Origin of the sequence: uncultured Brachyspira sp. (assembly GCF_944388875.1) — a bacterium.
In the GTDB taxonomy this organism is placed as follows: Bacteria; Spirochaetota; Brachyspiria; order Brachyspirales; family Brachyspiraceae; genus Brachyspira.
In genome coordinates, this window is sequence record NZ_CALXKQ010000010.1 from 62,071 (window position 1) to 83,759 (window position 21,689).

The 21,689-nt window shown below is 27.3% G+C and carries 19 protein-coding genes; 6 read left to right on the forward strand and 13 right to left on the reverse strand.

From position 1 onward, the window contains the following. The first annotated feature begins 174 nt into the window (after nucleotides 1-174). Nucleotides 175-738, forward strand: coding sequence for a hypothetical protein (locus Q0J69_RS07840; RefSeq protein WP_297205857.1), 564 nt, complete (start codon nucleotides 175-177; stop codon nucleotides 736-738). A 201-nt stretch (nucleotides 739-939) separates the two neighbouring features. Here the strand turns inward: Q0J69_RS07840 and Q0J69_RS07845 are convergent, their stop codons facing one another. The 5 genes from Q0J69_RS07845 to Q0J69_RS07865 all read right to left on the reverse strand — a co-directional run bounded on the left by Q0J69_RS07845 (nucleotide 940) and on the right by Q0J69_RS07865 (nucleotide 6,725). Then, nucleotides 940-2,205 carry a hypothetical protein gene (locus Q0J69_RS07845; RefSeq protein WP_297205859.1) on the reverse strand — a complete coding sequence of 422 codons (1,266 nt, stop codon included), beginning with the start codon at nucleotides 2,203-2,205 and terminating at the stop codon, nucleotides 940-942. Then, nucleotides 2,202-3,038 (reverse strand): glycosyltransferase, encoded by an 837-nt coding sequence (locus tag Q0J69_RS07850; RefSeq protein WP_297205862.1) that lies wholly within the window; start codon nucleotides 3,036-3,038, stop codon nucleotides 2,202-2,204. Before Q0J69_RS07850 ends, Q0J69_RS07845 begins: the two co-directional genes overlap by 4 nt. Nucleotides 3,039-3,333: 295 nt before the next feature. Continuing rightward, entirely contained in the window at nucleotides 3,334-3,891 is a 558-nt protein-coding gene (locus tag Q0J69_RS07855; protein ID WP_297205865.1) for a hypothetical protein, read from the reverse strand. A 53-nt stretch (nucleotides 3,892-3,944) separates the two neighbouring features. Further along, nucleotides 3,945-5,402 carry a radical SAM protein gene (locus Q0J69_RS07860; RefSeq protein ID WP_297205868.1) on the reverse strand — a complete coding sequence of 486 codons (1,458 nt, stop codon included), beginning with the start codon at nucleotides 5,400-5,402 and terminating at the stop codon, nucleotides 3,945-3,947. Between the two features lie 144 nt (nucleotides 5,403-5,546). Further along, nucleotides 5,547-6,725, reverse strand: coding sequence for a cation:dicarboxylase symporter family transporter (locus tag Q0J69_RS07865; RefSeq protein WP_297205872.1), 1,179 nt, complete (start codon nucleotides 6,723-6,725; stop codon nucleotides 5,547-5,549). 243 nt (nucleotides 6,726-6,968) lie between these two features. Between Q0J69_RS07865 and ispF the strand changes: the two genes are divergently transcribed. The 5 genes from ispF (at nucleotide 6,969) to rsmG (ending at nucleotide 11,869) form a co-directional block, all read left to right on the forward strand. After that, nucleotides 6,969-7,439: a 2-C-methyl-D-erythritol 2,4-cyclodiphosphate synthase gene (gene ispF / locus Q0J69_RS07870; protein WP_297205875.1), complete on the forward strand. Its 471-nt coding sequence runs from the start codon at nucleotides 6,969-6,971 to the stop codon at nucleotides 7,437-7,439. Between the two features lie 28 nt (nucleotides 7,440-7,467). Further along, nucleotides 7,468-8,451 carry a squalene/phytoene synthase family protein gene (locus Q0J69_RS07875; protein ID WP_297205878.1) on the forward strand — a complete coding sequence of 328 codons (984 nt, stop codon included), beginning with the start codon at nucleotides 7,468-7,470 and terminating at the stop codon, nucleotides 8,449-8,451. Between the two features lie 107 nt (nucleotides 8,452-8,558). Further along, nucleotides 8,559-10,478 (forward strand): tetratricopeptide repeat protein, encoded by a 1,920-nt coding sequence (locus Q0J69_RS07880; protein ID WP_297205881.1) that lies wholly within the window; start codon nucleotides 8,559-8,561, stop codon nucleotides 10,476-10,478. 45 nt (nucleotides 10,479-10,523) lie between these two features. Beyond that, entirely contained in the window at nucleotides 10,524-11,237 is a 714-nt protein-coding gene (locus Q0J69_RS07885) for a hypothetical protein (RefSeq protein ID WP_297205884.1), read from the forward strand. Further along, the gene (gene rsmG / locus Q0J69_RS07890) at nucleotides 11,237-11,869 is read left to right on the forward strand and encodes a 16S rRNA (guanine(527)-N(7))-methyltransferase RsmG (RefSeq protein ID WP_297205886.1); all 633 of its coding nucleotides are present in this window, start codon (nucleotides 11,237-11,239) and stop codon (nucleotides 11,867-11,869) included. Before Q0J69_RS07885 ends, rsmG begins: the two co-directional genes overlap by 1 nt. Here the strand turns inward: rsmG and Q0J69_RS07895 are convergent. The 8 genes from Q0J69_RS07895 to Q0J69_RS07930 all read right to left on the reverse strand — a co-directional run. Then, nucleotides 11,862-12,869 (reverse strand): lysylphosphatidylglycerol synthase transmembrane domain-containing protein, encoded by a 1,008-nt coding sequence (locus Q0J69_RS07895; RefSeq protein ID WP_297205888.1) that lies wholly within the window; start codon nucleotides 12,867-12,869, stop codon nucleotides 11,862-11,864. The genes rsmG and Q0J69_RS07895 overlap by 8 nt on opposite strands. Nucleotides 12,870-12,875: 6 nt before the next feature. Further along, nucleotides 12,876-14,393 carry a DUF5312 family protein gene (locus tag Q0J69_RS07900; protein WP_297205891.1) on the reverse strand — a complete coding sequence of 506 codons (1,518 nt, stop codon included), beginning with the start codon at nucleotides 14,391-14,393 and terminating at the stop codon, nucleotides 12,876-12,878. 119 nt (nucleotides 14,394-14,512) lie between these two features. Continuing rightward, nucleotides 14,513-15,334, reverse strand: coding sequence for a tetratricopeptide repeat protein (locus tag Q0J69_RS07905; protein WP_297205893.1), 822 nt, complete (start codon nucleotides 15,332-15,334; stop codon nucleotides 14,513-14,515). Between the two features lie 59 nt (nucleotides 15,335-15,393). After that, the gene (tgt, locus tag Q0J69_RS07910) at nucleotides 15,394-16,518 is read right to left on the reverse strand and encodes a tRNA guanosine(34) transglycosylase Tgt (RefSeq protein WP_297205896.1); all 1,125 of its coding nucleotides are present in this window, start codon (nucleotides 16,516-16,518) and stop codon (nucleotides 15,394-15,396) included. A gap of 137 nt (nucleotides 16,519-16,655) precedes the next feature. Then, entirely contained in the window at nucleotides 16,656-18,494 is a 1,839-nt protein-coding gene (locus tag Q0J69_RS07915) for a methyl-accepting chemotaxis protein (RefSeq protein ID WP_297205898.1), read from the reverse strand. A gap of 206 nt (nucleotides 18,495-18,700) precedes the next feature. Further along, nucleotides 18,701-20,548, reverse strand: a complete 1,848-nt coding sequence (locus Q0J69_RS07920; protein ID WP_297205900.1) for a methyl-accepting chemotaxis protein — start codon at nucleotides 20,546-20,548, stop codon at nucleotides 18,701-18,703. A 107-nt stretch (nucleotides 20,549-20,655) separates the two neighbouring features. Beyond that, nucleotides 20,656-21,135 carry a GNAT family N-acetyltransferase gene (locus tag Q0J69_RS07925; protein WP_297205902.1) on the reverse strand — a complete coding sequence of 160 codons (480 nt, stop codon included), beginning with the start codon at nucleotides 21,133-21,135 and terminating at the stop codon, nucleotides 20,656-20,658. 64 nt (nucleotides 21,136-21,199) lie between these two features. Then, a partial coding sequence (locus tag Q0J69_RS07930) for a hypothetical protein (protein WP_297205904.1) occupies nucleotides 21,200-21,689 on the reverse strand: 490 nt, incomplete at its 5' end.

The window sequence follows — 21,689 nt, forward strand, 5'->3', positions numbered from 1 at the left end:
AATTTACTAAATATTTCTGACTTAATATTTAGCAAATTTATTTTCTACAAATAAAACATATTGTGTTTTCAGTTGCATATTTTCTTTTAATACCAACTATATATAGTTTACATAGCATATAAACTCTTTATAATATTAAACATCAATTAATAATAAATTTAAGGAGTTTTTATAATGGTTGGAAATTTTAAAATAAATGTAAAACAAAAAAATGAAATATCTGATGAATTAATAGGTATTTTTCAAAGAGGAATTAAAGGATTCTACGGAGCTAGCAGAGAATTAATGCTTTATTTAGGAGAACAATTGGTTAATGGAACAAATTATGCCTATATAACAAGATGTACACCTGCTACTCTTAATCCTATACCTTATTATGAATTAATGATAATAAATGTTGATACTGACGGAAAAGCTTCTATTGCAAGCAGGGAAACTATAATTGAAAGTTCTCAAATTGGTACTGTAGGAGGAATAATTTGTTCTAGTTCATATGAAGCTGCTATACAAGAAAACAAATCTGCTGAGTCTAAGCATTTACTTGATTTATTTGATAAAGGTGTTTCAGATTTTGATTACAAAGCTGAACTTTATTTGGGTCATAAAATAGTTCAAGGCTGTAAATATTATTATCTTGCAGAGGCTAAAGATAAAAAAGGAGAAAATAGTATTAAATTAGTGGTAATATATTCTTTTATGAAGAAAATTGAAATTTCAGGAATAGAAGATATATTATAATTATCATACTAGAAAATATAATTAACTTATACTGTTTTATAAAATTAAGCAGTATAAGTTTTTTTATTTAAAGTTGTATTTAAAATATACTTGTTTCAAAATTAATTTTATTTATTAATTGTTGGAACTAGCCAGTCATCCTGCTAAAGACTGCATTCTTATTTCTTAGTTATATAATGAATAAACACCAATTTAATAATATTATAAGTTATAAATTATAATTGCAATCATATTCAAAAAAGTATATAAGAAAATATAATTAATATATTTAGTTTTTGTATATCTTATATTCTCTATAAAATATATAAGAGGTACAAATCCTAATGTAAATGATGAATAAAAATAATGAGGTCTTCCTCCGCCTGCTATTCCACCCAACATGTAAAATACTATTGTAGAAATAATATATACAATATAGAAAAATAATAAATCTCTTAATACTTCAGTTTCTCTGCTATTTTCTGTTATCATTTTTTTAGTGAAAAAATGTTTATACGCATAAATTAAAACTATTAATGCAAATATAAATGAAAGTACATAGAATATAAATGTAAAAATATATAAATGATTACTTGTAAAATATGAATTAATTATATCTTTTAATCCGTTTACATATTTACCGCCGCGTTCATTTGTAACAAAAAGAAATATAGAATATACTTGAGGAGGCTGTATTACATAATTACTGCTTAACTCCGATTTTCTGCCCAATATTTTTAATAAACCTTCAAAGTTATTCTGAAATTGATATATCAGATAAGGAAGATATGTTAGAAACGATATAAATACACCTATTGACAATGGTATTATATTTTTTTTAGTATCTTTTTTCCATCTAATTATTAAAAATACTATTAAAGAAGGTATTATAGAAAAGAAGTTTGAAAAATGGCATTGTGCTGATAAAGCTAATATCGGAAACAGCAAAACTGCATATATAAACTTTTTATCATTATACAAATATTCATATAATACAGGTAAAAATATAAAAGATAGTATTAAAGGATTATTCGGATTATATATATTATTTCCAGAATTTAGAAAATAAATATTTACAGACATAAGAAGAAGGATTATACTAAATGCGGTTAAAGAAAATCTTTTATAAATCCAAACAAAAAATATAATGCTTACTAATATAGAATTTATTAAATTTACAAGCCTTGCACCTTCATAGGTTTGTCCTCCTATAAGATATTTAAACATATACGATAAATAAAAATACCCTCCAGGTACTCTTGCATTTTCTTCATTATCATAAGTTTCAGGACTATTAAGGAAAACACCTTCTATTGGAAATCTTTTTTCATTAATGTGTTTTTGTAATTGATATAACTGATATTCTCCGTCTACTCCTACAGGATATCCTACTATAGTTCTATTATATAGATAAAATCTAATAACTATCCCTATTATTATAGCTGTTATTGAAATTATTATTAGTAATTTTCTATTATTGACTATCATTTTTTATCCTTATATACATTTTCTTTCTTTGAAATATTAAATTTGGATAATATATATACAATACCAATTAAAAACCTAAGAAAATACATTGATACTGAATAGATTGGATGTGATAATAATTTTTTCCATTTACCATTCTCTATGTACACGCCTATATATCTATAAAACATACCAAATTGTTTTTTAGTAGTTTCGTCATGCCCCCATTTTTTAAAGTAATTATCAAAGTTAGAGGCATAATAGCTTTTTTTTATTATGTATTGTTTTAATGTATGATTTTCATGATGATAAAGAGGAGATTTTATTATTGATACCTCCCCTATCTGTTTTATGCGTCTGTCAATATCCCAATCTTCTGTACCATTTAAATTTAAATCAAATCCGCCTATTTTTATAAATGTTTCTCTTCTAAAGAAACGTACCGCATCTATTACAGTTGCATCATAAAAAGAACGCTCAAAACTTCTTACTCTATTAAAAAAACTGCTTCCGTATATTTTTTCTGGTATATATAAAGCTTGAATATTTTTATCATTTTCAAAAATCTCCAAACATTCCGTAATAACATTTTCGGATAAAGTCATATCAACATCTAAAAAACCTATTATATCTCCGCTCGACATTTCCGCTCCGTAATTTCTCTGAGCAGAACGTTCTGGGCCTTTAATAAATGTTTTTGCACCTAATGACTTTGCTATTTCTACGGTTTTGTCAGATGAATTATTATCTACCAATATTATTTCTATATCCTTATAATTGGAATTTTTTGCTGCATTTATACAATCAGCTATAAAGTCTTCAGAATTTTTTGTTGTAATGATTATACTTACCATTTATTTTACCAGATTGTCATTTTAATATACTTATTTCAAAACTAATTTTATTTACAATTGCGGGTACTAGCACCTACCCTCTTATTTTAGATGCTGTCTATACCTTTGAAATACTAAAGACTTCATATTTACATACTAAAATAATAATTTATACAATTTGTAAAACATTACTTTTATAATTTATAAAGTACTTTTGAAACAAGTCTAATTTGCAAATAATATATTTATTATAAAAAAATAACAAGAGAATTTTTTTTTATTCACTTGTTATTTCATAATTACTTATCATATATTATTAATTATTTTTAGCTCTCCAAGTTTCTTTCTCAAACTCTCCCTGTATAGGTACTAGAGATTCATCTAAATCTATTTTTAATACAGCATTAAAATTGTTAGTAGCCATCATCTGAGCAGCAAAACCTACTATAGTAACTATTTCAGAATCATTGAAATGTTTTTTTAGATTGCTAATAAGTTCATCAGTTACACCGTTAGGGTCTTTTACCATCTGCATACCTAATTGTGATAATAATTGTTCTTTTTCATCAAGTTTAAGATTTTTTGGGTCATCGCCTATAGCTTTTAAATCTCTGATAAAAAATAAAGAGCAAAGCATACATCCGTTAGTAGTAGAAACAGAATGAGCAAGTATCATAGCAGCTCTTTTTCCAACAACTTCTACTAATCTGTCAAAAGAAACATACCATCCCATAAATGCTTCATAGGTGGCATAGTCATTCAATAATGCTTTTTTCATATTTGTAACATTGCCGCTTTTTTTTAATTGATAATCGAAAGCCTCTTTTACTTTGCCTTGGGCTTCTTCATATTCCATAAATTTAACTCTAGCCATAAAAACTCCTTATTATATTTAATAGTTTGTTTAATTTTATAATAAAACAAAAATTATGCAAAGTCTTTTAAATGTCCGCTTGATACTTTTTTAAATGCACGCAAATAATATTTTATATCATCTAAATCCCTTATAGATAATACCTTATGAATTAAAAACTGAGGAGTAAAACTCAAATTATATAACTTTTGTACCCAAGCCTTTATTTTATCCTCACCTACATCTGTTTTCATAATGGCAGTACGCATATCATAATCTTCCCAATTTTCTGTAGTAAGCCAATTTTCTCTTTTGCATTGATTAAATAATTCTGTTCCGGGATATGGTATTATAATCGTAGCCTGCATGGTTTTAGCATAACCTTTAAGAAGAAGTTTTTTAGTAAGTTCATAAGTTTTTTCAATATCTTCTTCTGTTTCCCAAGGATATCCAAGCATTACTGTTATATGCGGAGAAAGTCCTGCATCTGATGCTGCCTTACAAGATGGGAATATCTCTTCTACTTTATTTCCTTTTTTAAGCATGTCCAATGTATTCTGACTTGCTGATTCCAAACCAAACAATAAAAATCTAAATCCAGCCTTTTTCATAAGCCTGTATTCATCTTCATTGCAAGCACCAAAACGCATATTACAGTCTATATTAACTTTTTTATTAAGTTTTTTATCTATCATAAAATTGCAGAAATCATTAAGCCATTTTTTCACAGGAAAACAACCAGTATCATCCATTATCTCTCTAATATTATATTTGTTATAAAGAAACTCCACTTCATCAGCAACATTTTCAGCAGTTCTAGCACGGAAGTTAGTATATATTCCAGTCCAAGAGCAGAAAGTACATCTATGATGCCAACAATCTCTTCCAGCCATTATATAGGTTCCTGGAATACGTTTAAAGTTTCCATTATCATAAGCGTATCTTTGCCACTGTGTTAAATCTCTGTCTATAAAAGGAAGACTTTTTAAATCATGTCTTAATTCAAAAAATCCTGTATTTTTTATATTATTATTTTCTCTGTAGTATATTCCCTTTTCTAATTGTGCTTTTCCATTTAAAAATTCTATTAAATTCAAAAGAAGAAAATCATAATCACCGCCCATTAATAAATAATCAACCTTGCAGTTATTCATAGTCTCTTCAGGCATAGCAGTAACATGATCTCCAGCAATAACCACTATCATATTTGGGTATTTAACTTTTAAATCATCAACTATTTTCCAAGCCTTATATATAACAGGAGTCTTTACCTCGAAAAATAATAAGTCTGGAGTTTTTTCATCTAAATATTTATGCCATTGTTCTGCTGTCATATTTCTAGCAATAGCATCAACAAAGTCTACATCATATCCTGCATTTTTTATCATGGTTGCAGCAGTAGCTGGTACTACAGGATAAATATATGTGGGACTTTTGAACCATTGGAACTGTCTGTTTTGCGATAATAATGCTACTCCTCTGTCGCTTTCAAATGGAGGATATCCTATATATATTTTATTTATTTTATTCATAAATTAATTTGCCTTTAAAATAATAAATTATTATGTTTACAATTATACTTTAATTAATAAAAATGTAAATAAGATATATTTTTAATATAAAAAATAAGAGACAGCTTTTATGCTGCCTCTTTTATTATTAAACAAGAATCTATTTTAGGCTGTTTTTTTTATATTTTTCTGATAATACCAATCAACAAATACAGCAATAGCATTATCTCCAGAAACATTAGCAGCTGTACCAAATGAATCCTGAGTTAAATATAATGCTATCATCAAACCCTGTAATTCTTCTCCTGTAATTCCAACCATATAAAGGAAAGGCAAAGCACTCATTATAGCACCGCCAGGAGCACCTGGAGCAGCTACCATAGCTATACCCAACATAAGTATAAATGGAAGTATAGAACCGTATGTAGGGTTTTGTCCCAATATTAATATAACTGCCGTAGAACAGCATGTAATAGTTATCATAGAGCCTGCCAAGTGTATAGTAGCACAAAGAGGTATTACAAATTTTCTAATCTGTTCGGATACTCCGTTTCTCTCTGCAGCTATCAAACTAACAGGTATAGTTGCCGCACTGCTTTGAGTACCTATAGCTGTAAAGTAAGGAGGTATTTGATTTTTGATAAGCATTAAAGGAGATTTCTTTCCTATAACACCAGAAATAATAAACAAAGCTGTTATATAAAGCAAATGAAGTATTATAACAACAACAAATACTTTAGCAAATATCAATATAATATGCTGTATGCTTCCCGCATAAGCTAAATTAGCAAATGTACCTAAAATATGAAGAGGAAGTATAGGAATAATGATATTTTTTAATATAGTTTGTATAACCTCTTCAGAATCTTTTACTATAGAAAATAATTCTGCCCCTTGTCCTTTAGGTCTTAATAGAGTAATTCCGATACCTAATATAAAGGCAAATATTACAGCTGATGTAACATCAAATAATGGTTTAAGCGGTATAGTAAAATAGCTTTCCAAACCTGATTCCAATTTTACATTGCTCAAAGTTGCCGCACCTAAAAGCGTAGGGAAAAGATTAGAAGCTACAAAAAATGCTATACTTCCAGCTATTAATGTGGATGCATAAGATATAATAACTGTAATACCTATTAATTTAGGAGCACCTTCCGTTAGATTTGCAATACCATAACCTATAAATGTAACTACCATTAATGGTATAATAAAGTTTAAAAATAAACTAAATATTGTACTTATAGTTACAAATATTCTCACTATAGGTGCTGGAAGAAACATACCAACTAGTATACCCAAAATTATACCTATTATAATTCTAGGTAAAAGACCTATTTTTTTCATTTGTTCTCTCCGATTTTTTATTTTATATTTTTCTATGTATAGTATTATATAAATTTTTACTCACTATTCAATATACAAAATAGAATTTATATATTTTTAATGTATACCCCATTGGTACATATCATAAAAAAATACATATTATACATTTGAAAAATTTATTATCATCTAATAAGCATGCAAAATAGTTTGACAAATTAAACTATTTTTGTATAATTTAAGCATTAAAAAATAGGAAACTAAAAAATGAGAATAGGTTATGGTTACGATTCTCATGCATTCGCAGAAGATCGTAAACTAATATTGGCAGGAATTGAAATTCCTTATGAATTAGGGTTAAAAGGGCATTCAGATGCCGATGCTGTTATACATGCTTTGATAGATTCTATACTAGGAGCATTGGCACTTGGGGATATAGGAAGTCATTTTCCTGATAATGATGATAAATATAAAGATATTTCTTCAATGATTCTTTTAGAAAGAACTGTATCTATAATGAAAGATAAAAATTACAGCATTGGAAATATAGATATCACGATAATATTAGAAAAACCTAAATTGAGAAGTTATATAGATTTAATGCGTGAAAACCTATCAAAAGTTCTATCAACAAATATAGAAAATATATCAATAAAGGCTAAAACAAATGAAAAAATGGACGCTGTAGGAAGAGGAGAAGGCATAGCTGTTCATTGCGTATCTTTGTTAAAAAATTAAAAAATTAAAGTGTTTAGGAAATAAAATTATGGCTGCAGCAAAAATTAATACAAAATATTTATTAGATTTAGTTTCAAGAAGCTTTGCTTTAACTATACCCTTGCTCGATAAAAATAAAAAAAATAAGGTTGAAGTTCAGTACCTGCTTGCTAGAATAATTGACACTATAGAAGATTCAACTCATAATATAGAAGATAAAGAAACATTGATAACTGGTTTTATAAATATATTAAAAACAGAAAATACTGATAATTTAGAAAATTTTAAAAAGATAGTAATAGAACATACTATAAATGAAAATGATAAGGTATTAATAGAAAATGCTGATATTGTATTAAAATCTTTTTTTGCTTTCAAACAGGATATAAAAAATATATCAATCTCATATTTGAGGGAAATGGGATACGGCATGATATATTATCAGGATCATAGCATATCAACATTTGAGGATTTGGATGATTATTGCTACTATGTTGCTGGCACAGTTGGAGTTTATTTAACAGAACTTATAAAGATATCTGATAATTTGGATTTAGATAAAGAAAAAGCTAAAAGTTTGGGAAGATTCCTTCAAAAAGTTAATATCATAAAAGATGCTAAAATGGATTATAAAGAAAAAAGAGTATTTTGGCCATTAACATTATTTGACAATGAAAATCCTGCTCCATATTTTGAAGATGGGGCTTATATGGATAAATCTATGGAAATACTTGATAAAATGATAAAATCGGCAATGGATGAGTTTAAAACATCAATAGAATACATAATGACAATAGAAAAAAAGGCTGCAGGATATAGACATTTCTGTTTGGTTGCCATATTAATGGGTTATGAAACAATAAAACTTATGAAAAATAATTACAATATATTTATGGGAGAACCTATAAAAATACCTAGAAAAAATACTTTGGATATAGTTGCAAAAGTTAAGGCTGATTATTACACTAATAAAAAACTAGAAGATTTATTAGACAAAATATTCTCTAAAGAAGAAACTGAAACGGCAAAATAATTTATCTTATAATTTACTCACAATCTATTATTATAGTTTTTGTATTGATAAAAATGCAAATATATATTAAAATTATGTAAACTAAAAACTTTGGAGTTATCATAAATATGTTTGTTAAAAGATTCAGCATTATATTATTAATTTTTATTTTTAGTGCAGTTAATATATTTGCCCAAACCCAAAATTCAGATGAAGGCTCTCCATATATAAAAAATGAAGAAGAAGCAAAAGCTGCATATAGTTTAGCATTGTACTATAAAGAAAAAGCATTAGCATCTAAAACTATAACAGAAGAAACACTTAAAGATTTGGAAAGTTCAAAAGTTATACTTCAGGAAGTACTAAAATGTGTTCAAAATAAAGAAATATATATAACATTAGCTGAAACTCATGAAGCTTTAGGGGAATATTATGAAAGTTCAAGAATATATGATAAATTGGTTTTAGATAATCCTGAAGATGCTGAATTATTAATAAAAGCTGCTGAAAGAAATATATTTGTGATTAATGATATAAAAAAAGCTCAATACTATCTTCAAAATGCCTATGAATTAGACCCTTCAAATAATGATGCTCTAATACTATTAGGCTTTACCTACTATCAAAGTAAAGAACTTGAAAAAGCTATCTTTTATTTTTCTAAAGTAAATGAAAATGGAAGGGCTAGCAATAATTATATTCAATACTATAATTTTTATTACGGCATGAGCGAATTTTATTTAAGCAGATTTTCAAATGCAATTATAAGATTAAATAAGCTTCAAGATGTTCAATTATCTCCTACAGATAAATATACAGCAGCTTATGGTATAGTAAAAAGTTATCAGGCTTTGGAAAAATATAATGAAGCATATTCAAACAGTCTTATAGTTGATGATTCATTATTTTTAAGTGCATATTTAAGCTTTATGTCAGATAAATATAATAAAGAACTATTTTCTGAAATAGATACAATGGACAGCAGAACACCTAAAATACTTACTATAATATTAGAAGCACAAAATAACGGATACAGCAATGCTTTAAATATGATAGAAGCAGATTTAGACAGAAGAGAAATAGATTTAGATATTATACAGGCATATTATAAAATGATAGATAAAATAGGAAATGAAGATAATAAAATGAATGCTGAAATGGATATAATATCATTTTATTTAATGCTTAACAATATAGATGCTTTGCCTAGTCATATAGATAAATTAATAAGCTATGATAATACTGGAAAATTTAATAATTTATATTTGCAGGCTGCCTTAGAGTTTAAAAATCAAAATAATTTTAAAGCCTCAAAAGAAATGATTAATAAATATCTGTCTTTAAAAAATAATAATATAAGAGAAAATGAATTAGTTTCATTAGTATTAACAGCAACAGAAATAGGAGAAAGTTCTTTAGCAATCAATGCTATAGACAAGTTTGAAAAAGAAAAATATTCATATAGTTATTTAAGAGCCTACAGCTATTTATTTGATAATGATATCAATAACGCTAATAAATACCTGCAGGAAGATTTAGAGTACTTTAACAGCAATAAATCTAATACTAATGAATACAGATTAAATATCCCTTATATAACTGCATTAGCTGCTAATAATACAAACTCAGCACTTATGTATGCCAATTATAAATATTCTCAGGATGAAACATCCGCACAAAACATGAATAGTTTGGCTTGGGCATTGGTTTCATTGGGAACAGACATAGACAGAGCAATAGAACTTTCGAAAAATGCTGTACAATTAGAACCTAATTCCCCTCACTATATAGATACATTGGGTTTTGCTTATTATAAAAAAGGAGATTATGATAATGCTTTAAAAACATTATTAAAAGCTGTTTTATATGTTGATGAAAATTCAAAGGCAGAAATATATCATCATATAGCGGATGCTTATTATGCTAAAAATGACTATAAAAATGCTCTTAAATACTATAGAAAATCAATAAGTTCTATAAATAAAGAATTTGATTATGATGAAGAAGGTGTAAAAGATAAAATAGAAAGTTTAACTGAAGATAAATAAATAGGTTTTTAATATTATAGAATTTTTTTAAGAGGTTTGCATATAATGAGATATTTAAAATATATTATATTAACTATACTGTTTACAAATTTAGTATTTGCCCAAAATGAAAAAGAAGTGATGAAAGAGGCTTTTAATAGATTCTCAAAATCTCCTTTTACAAGCATATATTCATCAGGAGGTGCTTTTTACAGCGGAGATGATTTGGATCAAATGCCTATGCTTGTTAATTATTATAAAAACAGTAATAACAAATACATGAATGTTGTTGATGGGCTTTTAGGAAGTTTAATAATGGATGCTAAAGTTAATGATAATCAGCTTACTTTGGATCTTCCAGAATTAGAAGAACCTGTAAAAAGAAATTTTAATGAATTTTCTTTAGAGCCTCCAATTATGCGTTTTCCAAAAGTTTATGCTGATATATTAGATTATAAGTTTATAGATTTATCTAAAAAAATAGTAAGCAGCAATATAACATTAGGAAAAAACTGGCATACACTAAAAATTGGTTATGTTGACAGAGTTGATACAATAGTTTTCTCAGCATCTACTTATAGAGTAAGAAGTTTTTCTACAGCTTTTATGGATAATGTTATAAATATTGAATTAGGTGCTTATACTACAGTAAATAATATACCATATCCTCAAGAGTTTATAATGAAAAGCAAAACGGATAAAAGAGAATTACGATATAATATAACAAATGTTTCTGCTGGAGATAGTGCCAAACAAAATGCAAGAAAATTAGGTTGGTAATGACGGATTACAATTCTATAATAGAATATATTTATAAAATAACAAATATTGAAATTAATGAAGAAAATAAGCATAAGCTCATAAAATATGCATCTCTTGCCATAGATTATAACAAAAAAGTAAATATAACTGGTGCTAAAAATGAAGAGAGTTTTTTTAATGATCATATAGCAGACAGTTTATACGCTTTGAATATATTTTATGATTATGACAATATAATAGATATAGGAACAGGTGCAGGGCTTCCATCAATACCTCTTGCAGTTATTTACAGCAATAAAAAATTTACTCTATGCGAATCTAAAAATAAAAAAGTTGATTTTCTAAAAATTGCAAAGAAAGAGTTAGATTTAAACAATATAGAAATAAAATGCATAAATGCCTATGAAATAAAAGAGAAATATGATACTATAACTTCAAGGGCATTCTCCGATATTTCAACATTATTAAAAATATTCTCAAAAATAAAAACTAAAAATGCAAGATTGATAGCCTATAAAGGTAAAATGGAAAAAATAGAAGAAGAGCTAAAAAATGCAAATATTTCAAAAAATAAATACAATATAGAAATAAAAAAACTGAACTCAATAATGGATAAAGAACGTCATATAGTCATTATATATTCTAATTAATATCAGAACTGCTATCGCCACTAGCAGCAGTTTTCAAATCTATTCCAAGCATAAACAAAAATATAAACCCTATAATAACTATAGGAACAATTCCCATAATATGATAAACCAAAGCATAAGGAGCAGCAATATTTCTCTCTACACCTATTAATGAAAGCCCGAATATTACAGCCCATTCAAAAGGTCCTATTCCAGAAGGGGCAGAAGGTACAGCAAATCCAAAGCCTCCTACTGCAAACATAAATAATGCTATCATAACAGATGCTTTAATATTAAATGCTGTCAATAAAAAACTTATGGTGAGAACCTGCCCTATTAAATAAAGAAAAGTATAGAAAAATATTAAGAATATATGCTTAGGGTCATTCTTAAAACCTATGCCGTCTATAAAATTGCATGAAAACTCAATTAATTTTTCACCTATATTTTTAGGAAGTATTCCAAAGATTTTATGAAAAAACTTATGAGCAAATTCTCTTTTCCATACTAAAAATATTAAAACTAAAAAACCAGCCATTGAAAAAACAAATAATGCTATAGCCGCGTATGTAACCGTTTTTGGTAAATTAGGTATAAATATAACAGAAAGTGTTAATATAACTCCTCCTGTTATAACATCAAATAATCTCTCTGTAACAACAGAAGCTATTAATGCTGATTTACTAACATTTTCTTTTACACCTAGAATATAAGCACGGGCAACTTCGCCAAGTTTAGCAGGCAATATATTATTTCCCATATAACCTATATATGTAGCCATAACTATAGTTCTTTTTTTTATAGGCTTCTTAAGAGGTATAAAACATTCCCATCTTAAGCCCCTTAAAGCTATTATTACAACACTTAGTACCAAGGAGATTAAAAAATATACAACATTAATATTCTTTACTATTTCTATAGATTCTTTTATATTAATGCCTCTAAAAGCAAAATATAAACAAATAACGCTTACTAAAATACCTATTATTATTTGTACAGCGGTTTTATGATTTTTATTCATCTAAATTTACCTTATAAAGTTTTTCATAAGAGCAATAAAATTATCAAATGTATCAAGCATATCTCTTGCTATATTTAAATTAAATTTCTGCAAATTCTGAACTTTACTTGCATTGCTAATCTCAGTTTTGCTTCCGCTGGAACAATCCTCAACAACATTTTTAACTATAGTAGTAATATCTATAACAGAATTGTACACATTAAGAACTATTTTATTTCCTTCAGAATCTATTTTATTAACCATAGTTTCTATTAAATCTCTATTAGCATTTGCCTTATTTTTGGATATAATCCATCCCTTAAGACGTTTAAAATTTTCAGATTCAGGACTTAGCATAGCATCAAATTTCTGTATGCCTTCTATAACATCATTCAAAGTATAAAAAGCATCCAAACCCATTGAATTTCTATCTTTATGCACAAACTCAGCACCTAAAAACATATCATTCAAAGGAGCCTTATAATTCATATCAAACATCTCTATAATAAAAGTTTTTATATACTGCAAAGGCTCAACACAAGTGAATATAGGGCAATCAAATTTTTCCAACTGTTCATTTTTTTCTTCATTAACGTTTGCAAGCTTTAATATTTCTATTCCATTAAACATTTTATTACGCATACCAGCAATTTTACTGCTCTTTATTTCATTAACAATGCTGTCCATATCCTTTTTAAGATTATTGGTAAAATCCGTAATATAGTTCACAAATATATTAACATTAGAAGGATTTATAGTGCATTTATATGTAAAATCCTTAAGCAAATACACTATAATATCACTTAATATACCCGGTGTCTGCAAATATTTTATTCTAGCTAAAAAAGCCTTAATATTTTTTTCAGGTATCGGAGGCATACCTATATACTGCTGAAAAATATTTAATGCAGATAACAGCTCCTTTCTTATAGTTATAGAATTAACAGCGTAATCAAGTTTTACAATATCATCAACTATCTGAATATTGGAGCTTGCTTTAAACTGCGGATTAGAACTATATGCACCGTCTACAAAGGAAGGGCAAAAAGCTCTTAAAAAAAGAAAGAAATCAAAATTTGATAATTGAGCAAAGTCTTTAAGTAAATTAAAAGTAAGATTTATTTCTTTTCCATTTTCTCCGCTTATATATTTTTTAAATTTCACAAAATTATTTTTTACTTCATTAAATACAGCATTAGGGTTTTTACCTGACTGTATCTGAGACATCATATAATCTCTATTTAAAGTAGAATATAATTCTTTTATTTCATTGTTAAAAGAAACCTCTATAAGATAATAAGAAAATTGCTTTCCATCTTTTACTATAAATTCTTCTTTTAATGGAGAAAGCAAAGGACCTACTACCTTATACATCTCAAAAACAAATTTTGCACATGCAACAGTTAAAGATTTAGTTTTTAAATCTACAAAAGCGTATTTCTGTTTGGATATTCTGTCAGAATACTCCTCCATACGCATCTTTTCCACTAATTCGGGAGTTCTTATGTTAAACAAATTGTATTTAATATAATCAAAAAAATTCACAGTTAAAATACCCCACATATATTTTTCAAAACTTTAGTTAACAATAATATACTAAATTAAATAATATTTAAAGGTTATTTATGTAATTTTTTAATATTATGTAAACTAAAAAATAATAATCATTCTTTCACAGATTCTAAAGCTCTTCTAGCTTCTTTATAATTTTCATCTATTTCTAATGCTTTTTCAAAATTTTCATACGCTAATTTTTTATTTCCAGTAACAGCATATATAGAACCAATATTGTAGTATATCAATTTATCATCACTATCAACTTCCCTAGCCTTTTCTAAATATCTAACAGCCATTTTATTACTATTTTTTTTCCTATAACAAGAAGCTATATTGCATAAAACATAAGAATTGCCGCCTTCATAATTAGCATTAACTTCATGGAAAAAAGAAAGAGCCTTATCATAATCTTCATTATAATGATATATACATCCAAGCAAATTAATAATATCATTAGTCTGCTTAGCATTATAAGCTAAATTAGCATATTCTAAAGCTATATTATACTCTTTCCAAACAAAAGATTGAAATGCCATATAGGCACATCTCTTATAATCTTTAGGTCTAATTTTTGCACTTTTAGCTTGTTCCAATGCTTTTTCTAAATATTCACTTCTGTTTTCTCTATCAAGAATAGATATATACTCATATACAAATGAATTGGCTTTACCTATAGATATAAGTTGTTTGAAGTAATCAATGGCTAAAGAATACCTTCTTTTTTTCATAGAAAGAAAACCCATCATATATAATGCCTCTGGATATTCTGGATTATTTTGAAGAATTAAACTATAATTATCTTCAGCCTCTTCAAATTTATTTTCTTTCATATATATTCTAGCCAAAACAGCTCTATTATAAGGATCATGAGAATTCTTGGCTAAAATAGAATTATACTTATCTAACAGCTTAGCATATTTATTATCCATAAATAAACTCACTTAATTATTTTTTATATATAATATTTATAATATATAAAATATCAATATCAATTTTCATAAAATTTTTTCATCATATCCTTTCTATAATCGGAATATACATCATTTTCAATAGAATTTCTTAAATCCCTCATAAATCTTTGCATAAATCTTACATTATGTATAGTCATAAGAGTGGAAAACAATATCTCATGCACCTTATCCAAATGATTTAAATATCCCTTAGAAAAATTTTTACAAGTGTAGCAATCACAATCTTCTTCAAGTACGGTATCATCCATTCTATATTTAGAGTTTCTTATTCTAATAATACCATTCATAGTGAAAGCCTCTCCATTTCTGGCATTTCTAGTAGGCATAACACAATCAAACATATCTATACCTTCCATAACAGCATTAAGTATATCTCTAGGTTCGCTTACCCCCATTAAATAACGAGGCTTCTGCTTGTTAGTATAAAGCATAACCTTAGAAAGTACTTCATGCATCTTTTCAGGAGTTTCCCCTACAGAAAGCCCTCCTATAGAATAAAAAGGAAAGTCCATACTAACTAAAGTTTCAGCACTTTCTCTTCTCAAATCATCAAACATACCACCCTGAATTATACCTCCAAGATATTGGTATTCACTGTTAGGCATGCTGTCATGGTACTCTTTACATTCTTTAGCCCATTTATGAGTTCTTAACATAGCTTCTTTAGCATACTCATAAGTTGCATCATGCTTAGAACATTCATCCAAACACATAATAAAATCTGCTCCTATTATATGCTCAGCTTCCATTACACTTTTAGGAGTAAAAAGATATTTATTACCGTCTATATGAGAACTAAATTCCACACCTGAATCATTGATCTTTCTTAACTTAGCAAGCGAAAATACCTGAAATCCGCCTGAATCTGTAAGCATGGCTCCATTCCAAGCCATAAACTTTTTTACTCCGCCAAATTTTTTCAATATCTCTAATCCAGGTCTTAAAACCAAATGATAAGTATTTGCAAGTATTATTTTACTTTCTGTTTCCTCTATCATAGCTGGAGTTAAAGCTTTAACACTGGCTTTAGTACCTACAGGCATAAAAACAGGAGTATCTATTTCTACACCATTAATCTCTATTTTTCCAAGTCTTGCCGAAGTTTGAGAACTTGTTTTCAATACATTAAAACTAAATGACATATAATACCTTTTATCAAATATACTCTATTTTATACGAAAATGAATAAATATCAAATTTTTATAAATAAAAAAAGGGCTATTAAAAGCCCATAAAATTAAATATATAACAATAAAAATAATATTAGATATTATATGATTCAGTCAGGAAGTTTAAATATATGTACAGCATCCATAAGCTCTTCTGATTGATTAAATAATGATTTAGCTGAAGATGTAGCCTCATCAACCAAAGAAGCATTCTGCTGTGTTGTAGAATCCATTTGTGAAATTGCCGCCCTTACCTGATCAACTCCATTCTGCTGTTCTATGGCATTTTGGCTTATACCTTCCATTATTTTTGAAGCATCATCTATTTTATTTTGTATTTCTGCAAATATTTTTTGAGATTCTCTAGCTGTTCCTGTAGCTTTATTTATTTTATCATAAACATTTTCAATTAATTCTGTAATACTTTTTACAGAAGTCTGAGTAGTTTGTGCTAAGTTTCTTACTTCACTTGCAACTACAGCAAAACCTTTTCCTTGTTCTCCAGCACGTGCTGCCTCTACAGAAGCATTAAGAGCAAGTATATTAGTTTGAAATGCTATTCCTTCAATTATTTTTGTAATATCCTTAATTTTAGCACTAGCTTCATTAACCTCTTCTATATTAGAAGTTGTTTCAAGTATTATGCTTCCTGCATTTTCAACTGATGATTTAGCTTCTAATATCATTTTATTTCCATTTATGGAGTTGTCGGCAGAATCTTTTATTGTAGTGGAAATTTCATTCATAGAAGCTGAAGTTTCTTCTATACTTGCAGCCTGACTCTCCGTCCTGCTGGATAAATTGCTATTCTGCTCTGATAAGTCTTTCGCAACAGTGCTGATACTATTGGCCGATTCCTCAACCTTTTCTATAGTATCTACAAGTTTTTTTCTCATAGCAACAAAAGCATTTGATAATTCTCCAAGTTCATCCTTTCTAAATATTTTTTGCTTTGTTGTTCTTAAATCTCCGTCTGCTATCTCTTTAGCAGCATCAACCAATATATCTAAAGGTTTTATTATAGAACGAGTAAAAATAAATATAAATACAGATACTATAATTATAGCTACGATTGATATAAAAATCATCATAATCATAAGCATTCTATTTGGCTCATATATCTCATCCTCTGTTATAGATATGCCTAATACCCAAGGCTGAGATTTTAATGTTATAACAGAAGATACCCTTTTCTCATTCTCCCAAATATAATTAAAAACACCCTTTCCTAAATCAAATCCTCCCTTTAGTTCTGCTGGAGCTATTATGTTTATATTTTTTGTCTTACTGTGTATCTTACAAACTAAATCTTCATCTATAGTAAACATGTGTCCTGTTTTTCCTACAACGAGAGGCTCTATAAGAGTTTGATTTAATGTAGTCCAATTTAAGAATATATGTATATAGCCCACAATATTGTTATCTGTATTATAAACTTTTTCAAGCAGAATTAAATGCCATCCTCCTGTAAAATTATTTGTCATAACATCTTCCCCAAAAATTCCTCTGTCATTTGAATTTAATTTATTTTTTACATCAGGATGCAAATCAAATATATTTTTTCCTATTAAACTTTCATAATCAGAATCCAATAATATATTCCCCGCAGAATCTGATAAACCTATATTAATAGCATATTTGTTTAATGATTTTAATCTCTTTAAAATTGCATCAGCATCATTTCTTGTTTCATCTGTTCTAATTTGTAAATATTCTATTAACTCCTTTGCAGTACCGTATGTATTTGCAATAATAAGCTGCTCATCAAACCAAGTATCAATAAGCGAAGCATAACCAAAAACTGTATTGTTATATCCTGATAAAGCAGTCTTTTTTATACTATCTGATGCTTTTACATCTGTTATAACAATCAATATTACCATAAATATTACAACTATAGAAATAATAGTTAATGGCATCCTCACATTTAAACTTCTGAATTTCTTCATATAAGACATCCCTTCTATATTAATATTAAAATATCAAAAAAAATTTATTCGGACGATATTATTTTTTATTCAGTATATGAATTGTATAACTTTTTGATTATAATGCAATATGTATAATTAAAATAATACAAAAATATTTATTATAAAAAAACTCTGTGTGTATTAAAAAATACATCACAGAGTATAATTTTAATTATATATTAATTTTATCTGCTTCCATCAGGGAGTCTAAAAACATGAATAGCTGACATAAGTTCTTCTGACTGGGCAAACAACAATTCAGCGGAAGCAGTAGCCTCTTCAACCAAAGCAGCATTTTTTTGGGTTGTAGAATCCATTTCTGCAATGGCAATTTTGATCTCATTTATACCAGATTGCTGCTCAGTAGCACCATTACTTATATTCATCATAATATTTGAGGCTTCATCTATTCTATTTTGTATTTCAACGAATATCTCCTGAGATTCTCTTGCTGTTCCAGTAGCTACATTAATTTTTTCATAAACATTTTCTATCAAATCTGTAATGCTTTTTACAGAAGTTTGAGTAGTTTGTGCTAAGTTTCTTACTTCACTTGCTACTACAGCAAAACCTTTTCCTTGTTCTCCAGCACGTGCTGCCTCTACGGAAGCATTAAGAGCAAGTATATTAGTTTGGAATGCTATATCTTCAATTATCTTAGTAATATCTTTAATTTTAGAGCTAGCCTCATGTACTTCTTCGATATTTCCAGTAGTTTCTGCTATTATACTGCCTGCTTTTTCAACAGATGATTTAGAATCTAATATCATTTTACTGCCGTTTATAGAATTATCAGCGGATTCCTTTATTGTAGCAGAAATTTCAGTCATAGAGGCAGAAGTCTGTTCTATACTTGCAGCCTGACTTTCAGTTCTATGAGCCAAATCAGTATTCTGTTCAGATAATTCTTTTGCTGCCATTGTAATATTATTTGCTGATTCTTCAACCACCCTTATTGTTTCTACAAGTTTTTTCCTCATAGCAACAAATGCATTGGATAATTCTCCAAGTTCATCCTTACGATGTATTTTTTGCTTAGTAGTTCTTAAATCACCTTCTGCTATCTCTTTTGCAAGTCCAACCAATAAATTGAGAGGTCCTGTTATTAACTGTATAAATACTGAAATAAATATAGATATAACAACTATAGCAATTATAGATATGATAATCATCATTCTCATAAGGGCTACATTAGCTTCATAAATTTCAGTTTCTGTTACTGATATACCCAATACCCAAGGCTGTGTCTTTAATGTAATAACAGAAGATACTCTTTTTTCATTATTAAATTCATAGCTTAATATTCCATTTCCTAGATTGAAAGCCTCTTTAAATTGCTGAGGTGCTGTTCCATTTATATTTTCAGTTCTGCTATGTATTTTTATCACTAAATTTTTATCTACAGCATACATACTTCCTGTTTTTCCTATTACAAGAGGTTCTATATGATTTTTGTTAAGTGTAGACCAATCTAGTATTACATATAAATATCCTATCACCGTATTATTATTGCCTGTTACTTTTTCAAGAAGAACTAAAGACCATCCGCCTGTTGTCAAAGAATGAGTAATTTCATCTCCAAATACACCTTTTGAACTTCCATTTATTTTATCTCTTAAATCAGGATGTATATTAAAAATATTCTGACCAACCAAATCTTCATTATCAGAATCTATTAAAACTAATCCTGAAGTATCTGATAACCCTATATTAATTGCATATTCATTTAATGATCTAAACTTTTTAAGATTATTTAATGCAATATTTTTTAATTCATCTGTTCTAAGCTCTAAGTATCTCGTCAATTCTTCAGACGTTCCATATATACCAGCTATAGCCAATTGATCTGTAAACCATGTATCAACAAGTGAAGCATAGCCCATAACTGTATTATTATATCCTGTATATGTGGCGTTTTTTATACTGTCTGATGCTTTTATTTCTGTTATAACTATTAAAATGACAATAAATAATGTTACCATAGAAATAATAATTAGAGGCATCTTGATTCTTAAGCTTTGAAATTTTTTCATAATATACTCTTCTCCGACATTCTTACATTAATAATATACTCTATTTTTTAAAAAAGTGTTGTATTTTTTCATGTTATTGTATATTTATATAATATGCAATAACATTATTAAATATCTATATAATATAATACTATATCTTCATATATATTATTCTTATTAAGATAACCTTCTTTAACTATACCTATTTTATTAAAACCCAACTTTTCATAAAGTTTATGAGCAGTCTTATTAGATATCACTACAGCATTAAATTGTAAGATTCTATATTTGAGTTCGGAACCTTTTTTCATAGAATCTTTTACAAGCATCTCTCCAATACCTTTACCTCTAGCATTTTTTGAAACGGCATAGGAAGCATTGCATATATGACCGCATCTTCCTATATTATTCGGATGTAAAATATAAACACCATAGACCTCATCATTATACAAAGCTATTCCTGTATAGTCTTGAGATTTGAAATAAGAATCAGCATTTTCTTTTGTTAGTTTTTCTATTTGAGGAAAATATATTCCTTCATCTATTATATCATTCCATAATTCTAATACTTGATCTAAATATTTAATATTATATTCTGTTATTTCCATAGATTTTAATAAGCCCAATTTTTTTAGTATTATATATCATTTGTATAATAAATCAAATATATTTTTAGTAATTTGAATACAATTTAATCAAATAATTATATGGAAGCATATTATTTTTATCGGTATAAAAAAACTTTCCCACAGAAGCAACTTCAGATGAATATATAGTTATATCATCTAATACATTATTATTTGAAGTGTAAATTTTTATGTTATACCCTATACTTGAATTTTTTAATATTGATCTATTTAGTGATATACTATTTAAACTTTTTATTATAAATGATATATCATTTGTATTAGTTATTGAAATTATATTATTAACATAATTAACTTCTATTTTTGAAACATTTTCAGGACGGCATTTTATACCATTTATAGGAGCTTTATACCACAATACCAATATTACAACAATCAATAATAAGATAAAACTAATAGTATCTTTAACTTTCTTATTCATAAATAAATTATATAACAAAATAATAATTTTAACGAATTTCAAAAGAATATGGAAAGCGGTACGAGTTTCAAAATTTCCACTAATCGACATAATA

What these genes read in the sequence shown, in the direction of transcription:
- Q0J69_RS07925 (WP_297205902.1), bottom strand. Translation starts at nt 21,135, where the DNA reads ATGGAAATAACAGAATATAATATTAAATATTTAGATCAAGTATTAGAA.
- Q0J69_RS07865 (WP_297205872.1), bottom strand. Translation starts at nt 6,725, where the DNA reads ATGAAAAAAATAGGTCTTTTACCTAGAATTATAATAGGTATAATTTTG.
- Q0J69_RS07880 (WP_297205881.1), top strand. Translation starts at nt 8,559, where the DNA reads ATGTTTGTTAAAAGATTCAGCATTATATTATTAATTTTTATTTTTAGT.
- Q0J69_RS07855 (WP_297205865.1), bottom strand. Translation starts at nt 3,891, where the DNA reads ATGGCTAGAGTTAAATTTATGGAATATGAAGAAGCCCAAGGCAAAGTA.
- Q0J69_RS07860 (WP_297205868.1), bottom strand. Translation starts at nt 5,402, where the DNA reads ATGAATAAAATAAATAAAATATATATAGGATATCCTCCATTTGAAAGC.
- rsmG (WP_297205886.1), top strand. Translation starts at nt 11,237, where the DNA reads ATGACGGATTACAATTCTATAATAGAATATATTTATAAAATAACAAAT.
- Q0J69_RS07840 (WP_297205857.1), top strand. Translation starts at nt 175, where the DNA reads ATGGTTGGAAATTTTAAAATAAATGTAAAACAAAAAAATGAAATATCT.
- Q0J69_RS07915 (WP_297205898.1), bottom strand. Translation starts at nt 18,494, where the DNA reads ATGAAGAAATTCAGAAGTTTAAATGTGAGGATGCCATTAACTATTATT.
- Q0J69_RS07905 (WP_297205893.1), bottom strand. Translation starts at nt 15,334, where the DNA reads ATGGATAATAAATATGCTAAGCTGTTAGATAAGTATAATTCTATTTTA.
- tgt (WP_297205896.1), bottom strand. Translation starts at nt 16,518, where the DNA reads ATGTCATTTAGTTTTAATGTATTGAAAACAAGTTCTCAAACTTCGGCA.
- Q0J69_RS07845 (WP_297205859.1), bottom strand. Translation starts at nt 2,205, where the DNA reads ATGATAGTCAATAATAGAAAATTACTAATAATAATTTCAATAACAGCT.
- Q0J69_RS07885 (WP_297205884.1), top strand. Translation starts at nt 10,524, where the DNA reads ATGAGATATTTAAAATATATTATATTAACTATACTGTTTACAAATTTA.
- Q0J69_RS07895 (WP_297205888.1), bottom strand. Translation starts at nt 12,869, where the DNA reads ATGAATAAAAATCATAAAACCGCTGTACAAATAATAATAGGTATTTTA.
- ispF (WP_297205875.1), top strand. Translation starts at nt 6,969, where the DNA reads ATGAGAATAGGTTATGGTTACGATTCTCATGCATTCGCAGAAGATCGT.
- Q0J69_RS07920 (WP_297205900.1), bottom strand. Translation starts at nt 20,548, where the DNA reads ATGAAAAAATTTCAAAGCTTAAGAATCAAGATGCCTCTAATTATTATT.
- Q0J69_RS07875 (WP_297205878.1), top strand. Translation starts at nt 7,468, where the DNA reads ATGGCTGCAGCAAAAATTAATACAAAATATTTATTAGATTTAGTTTCA.
- Q0J69_RS07850 (WP_297205862.1), bottom strand. Translation starts at nt 3,038, where the DNA reads ATGGTAAGTATAATCATTACAACAAAAAATTCTGAAGACTTTATAGCT.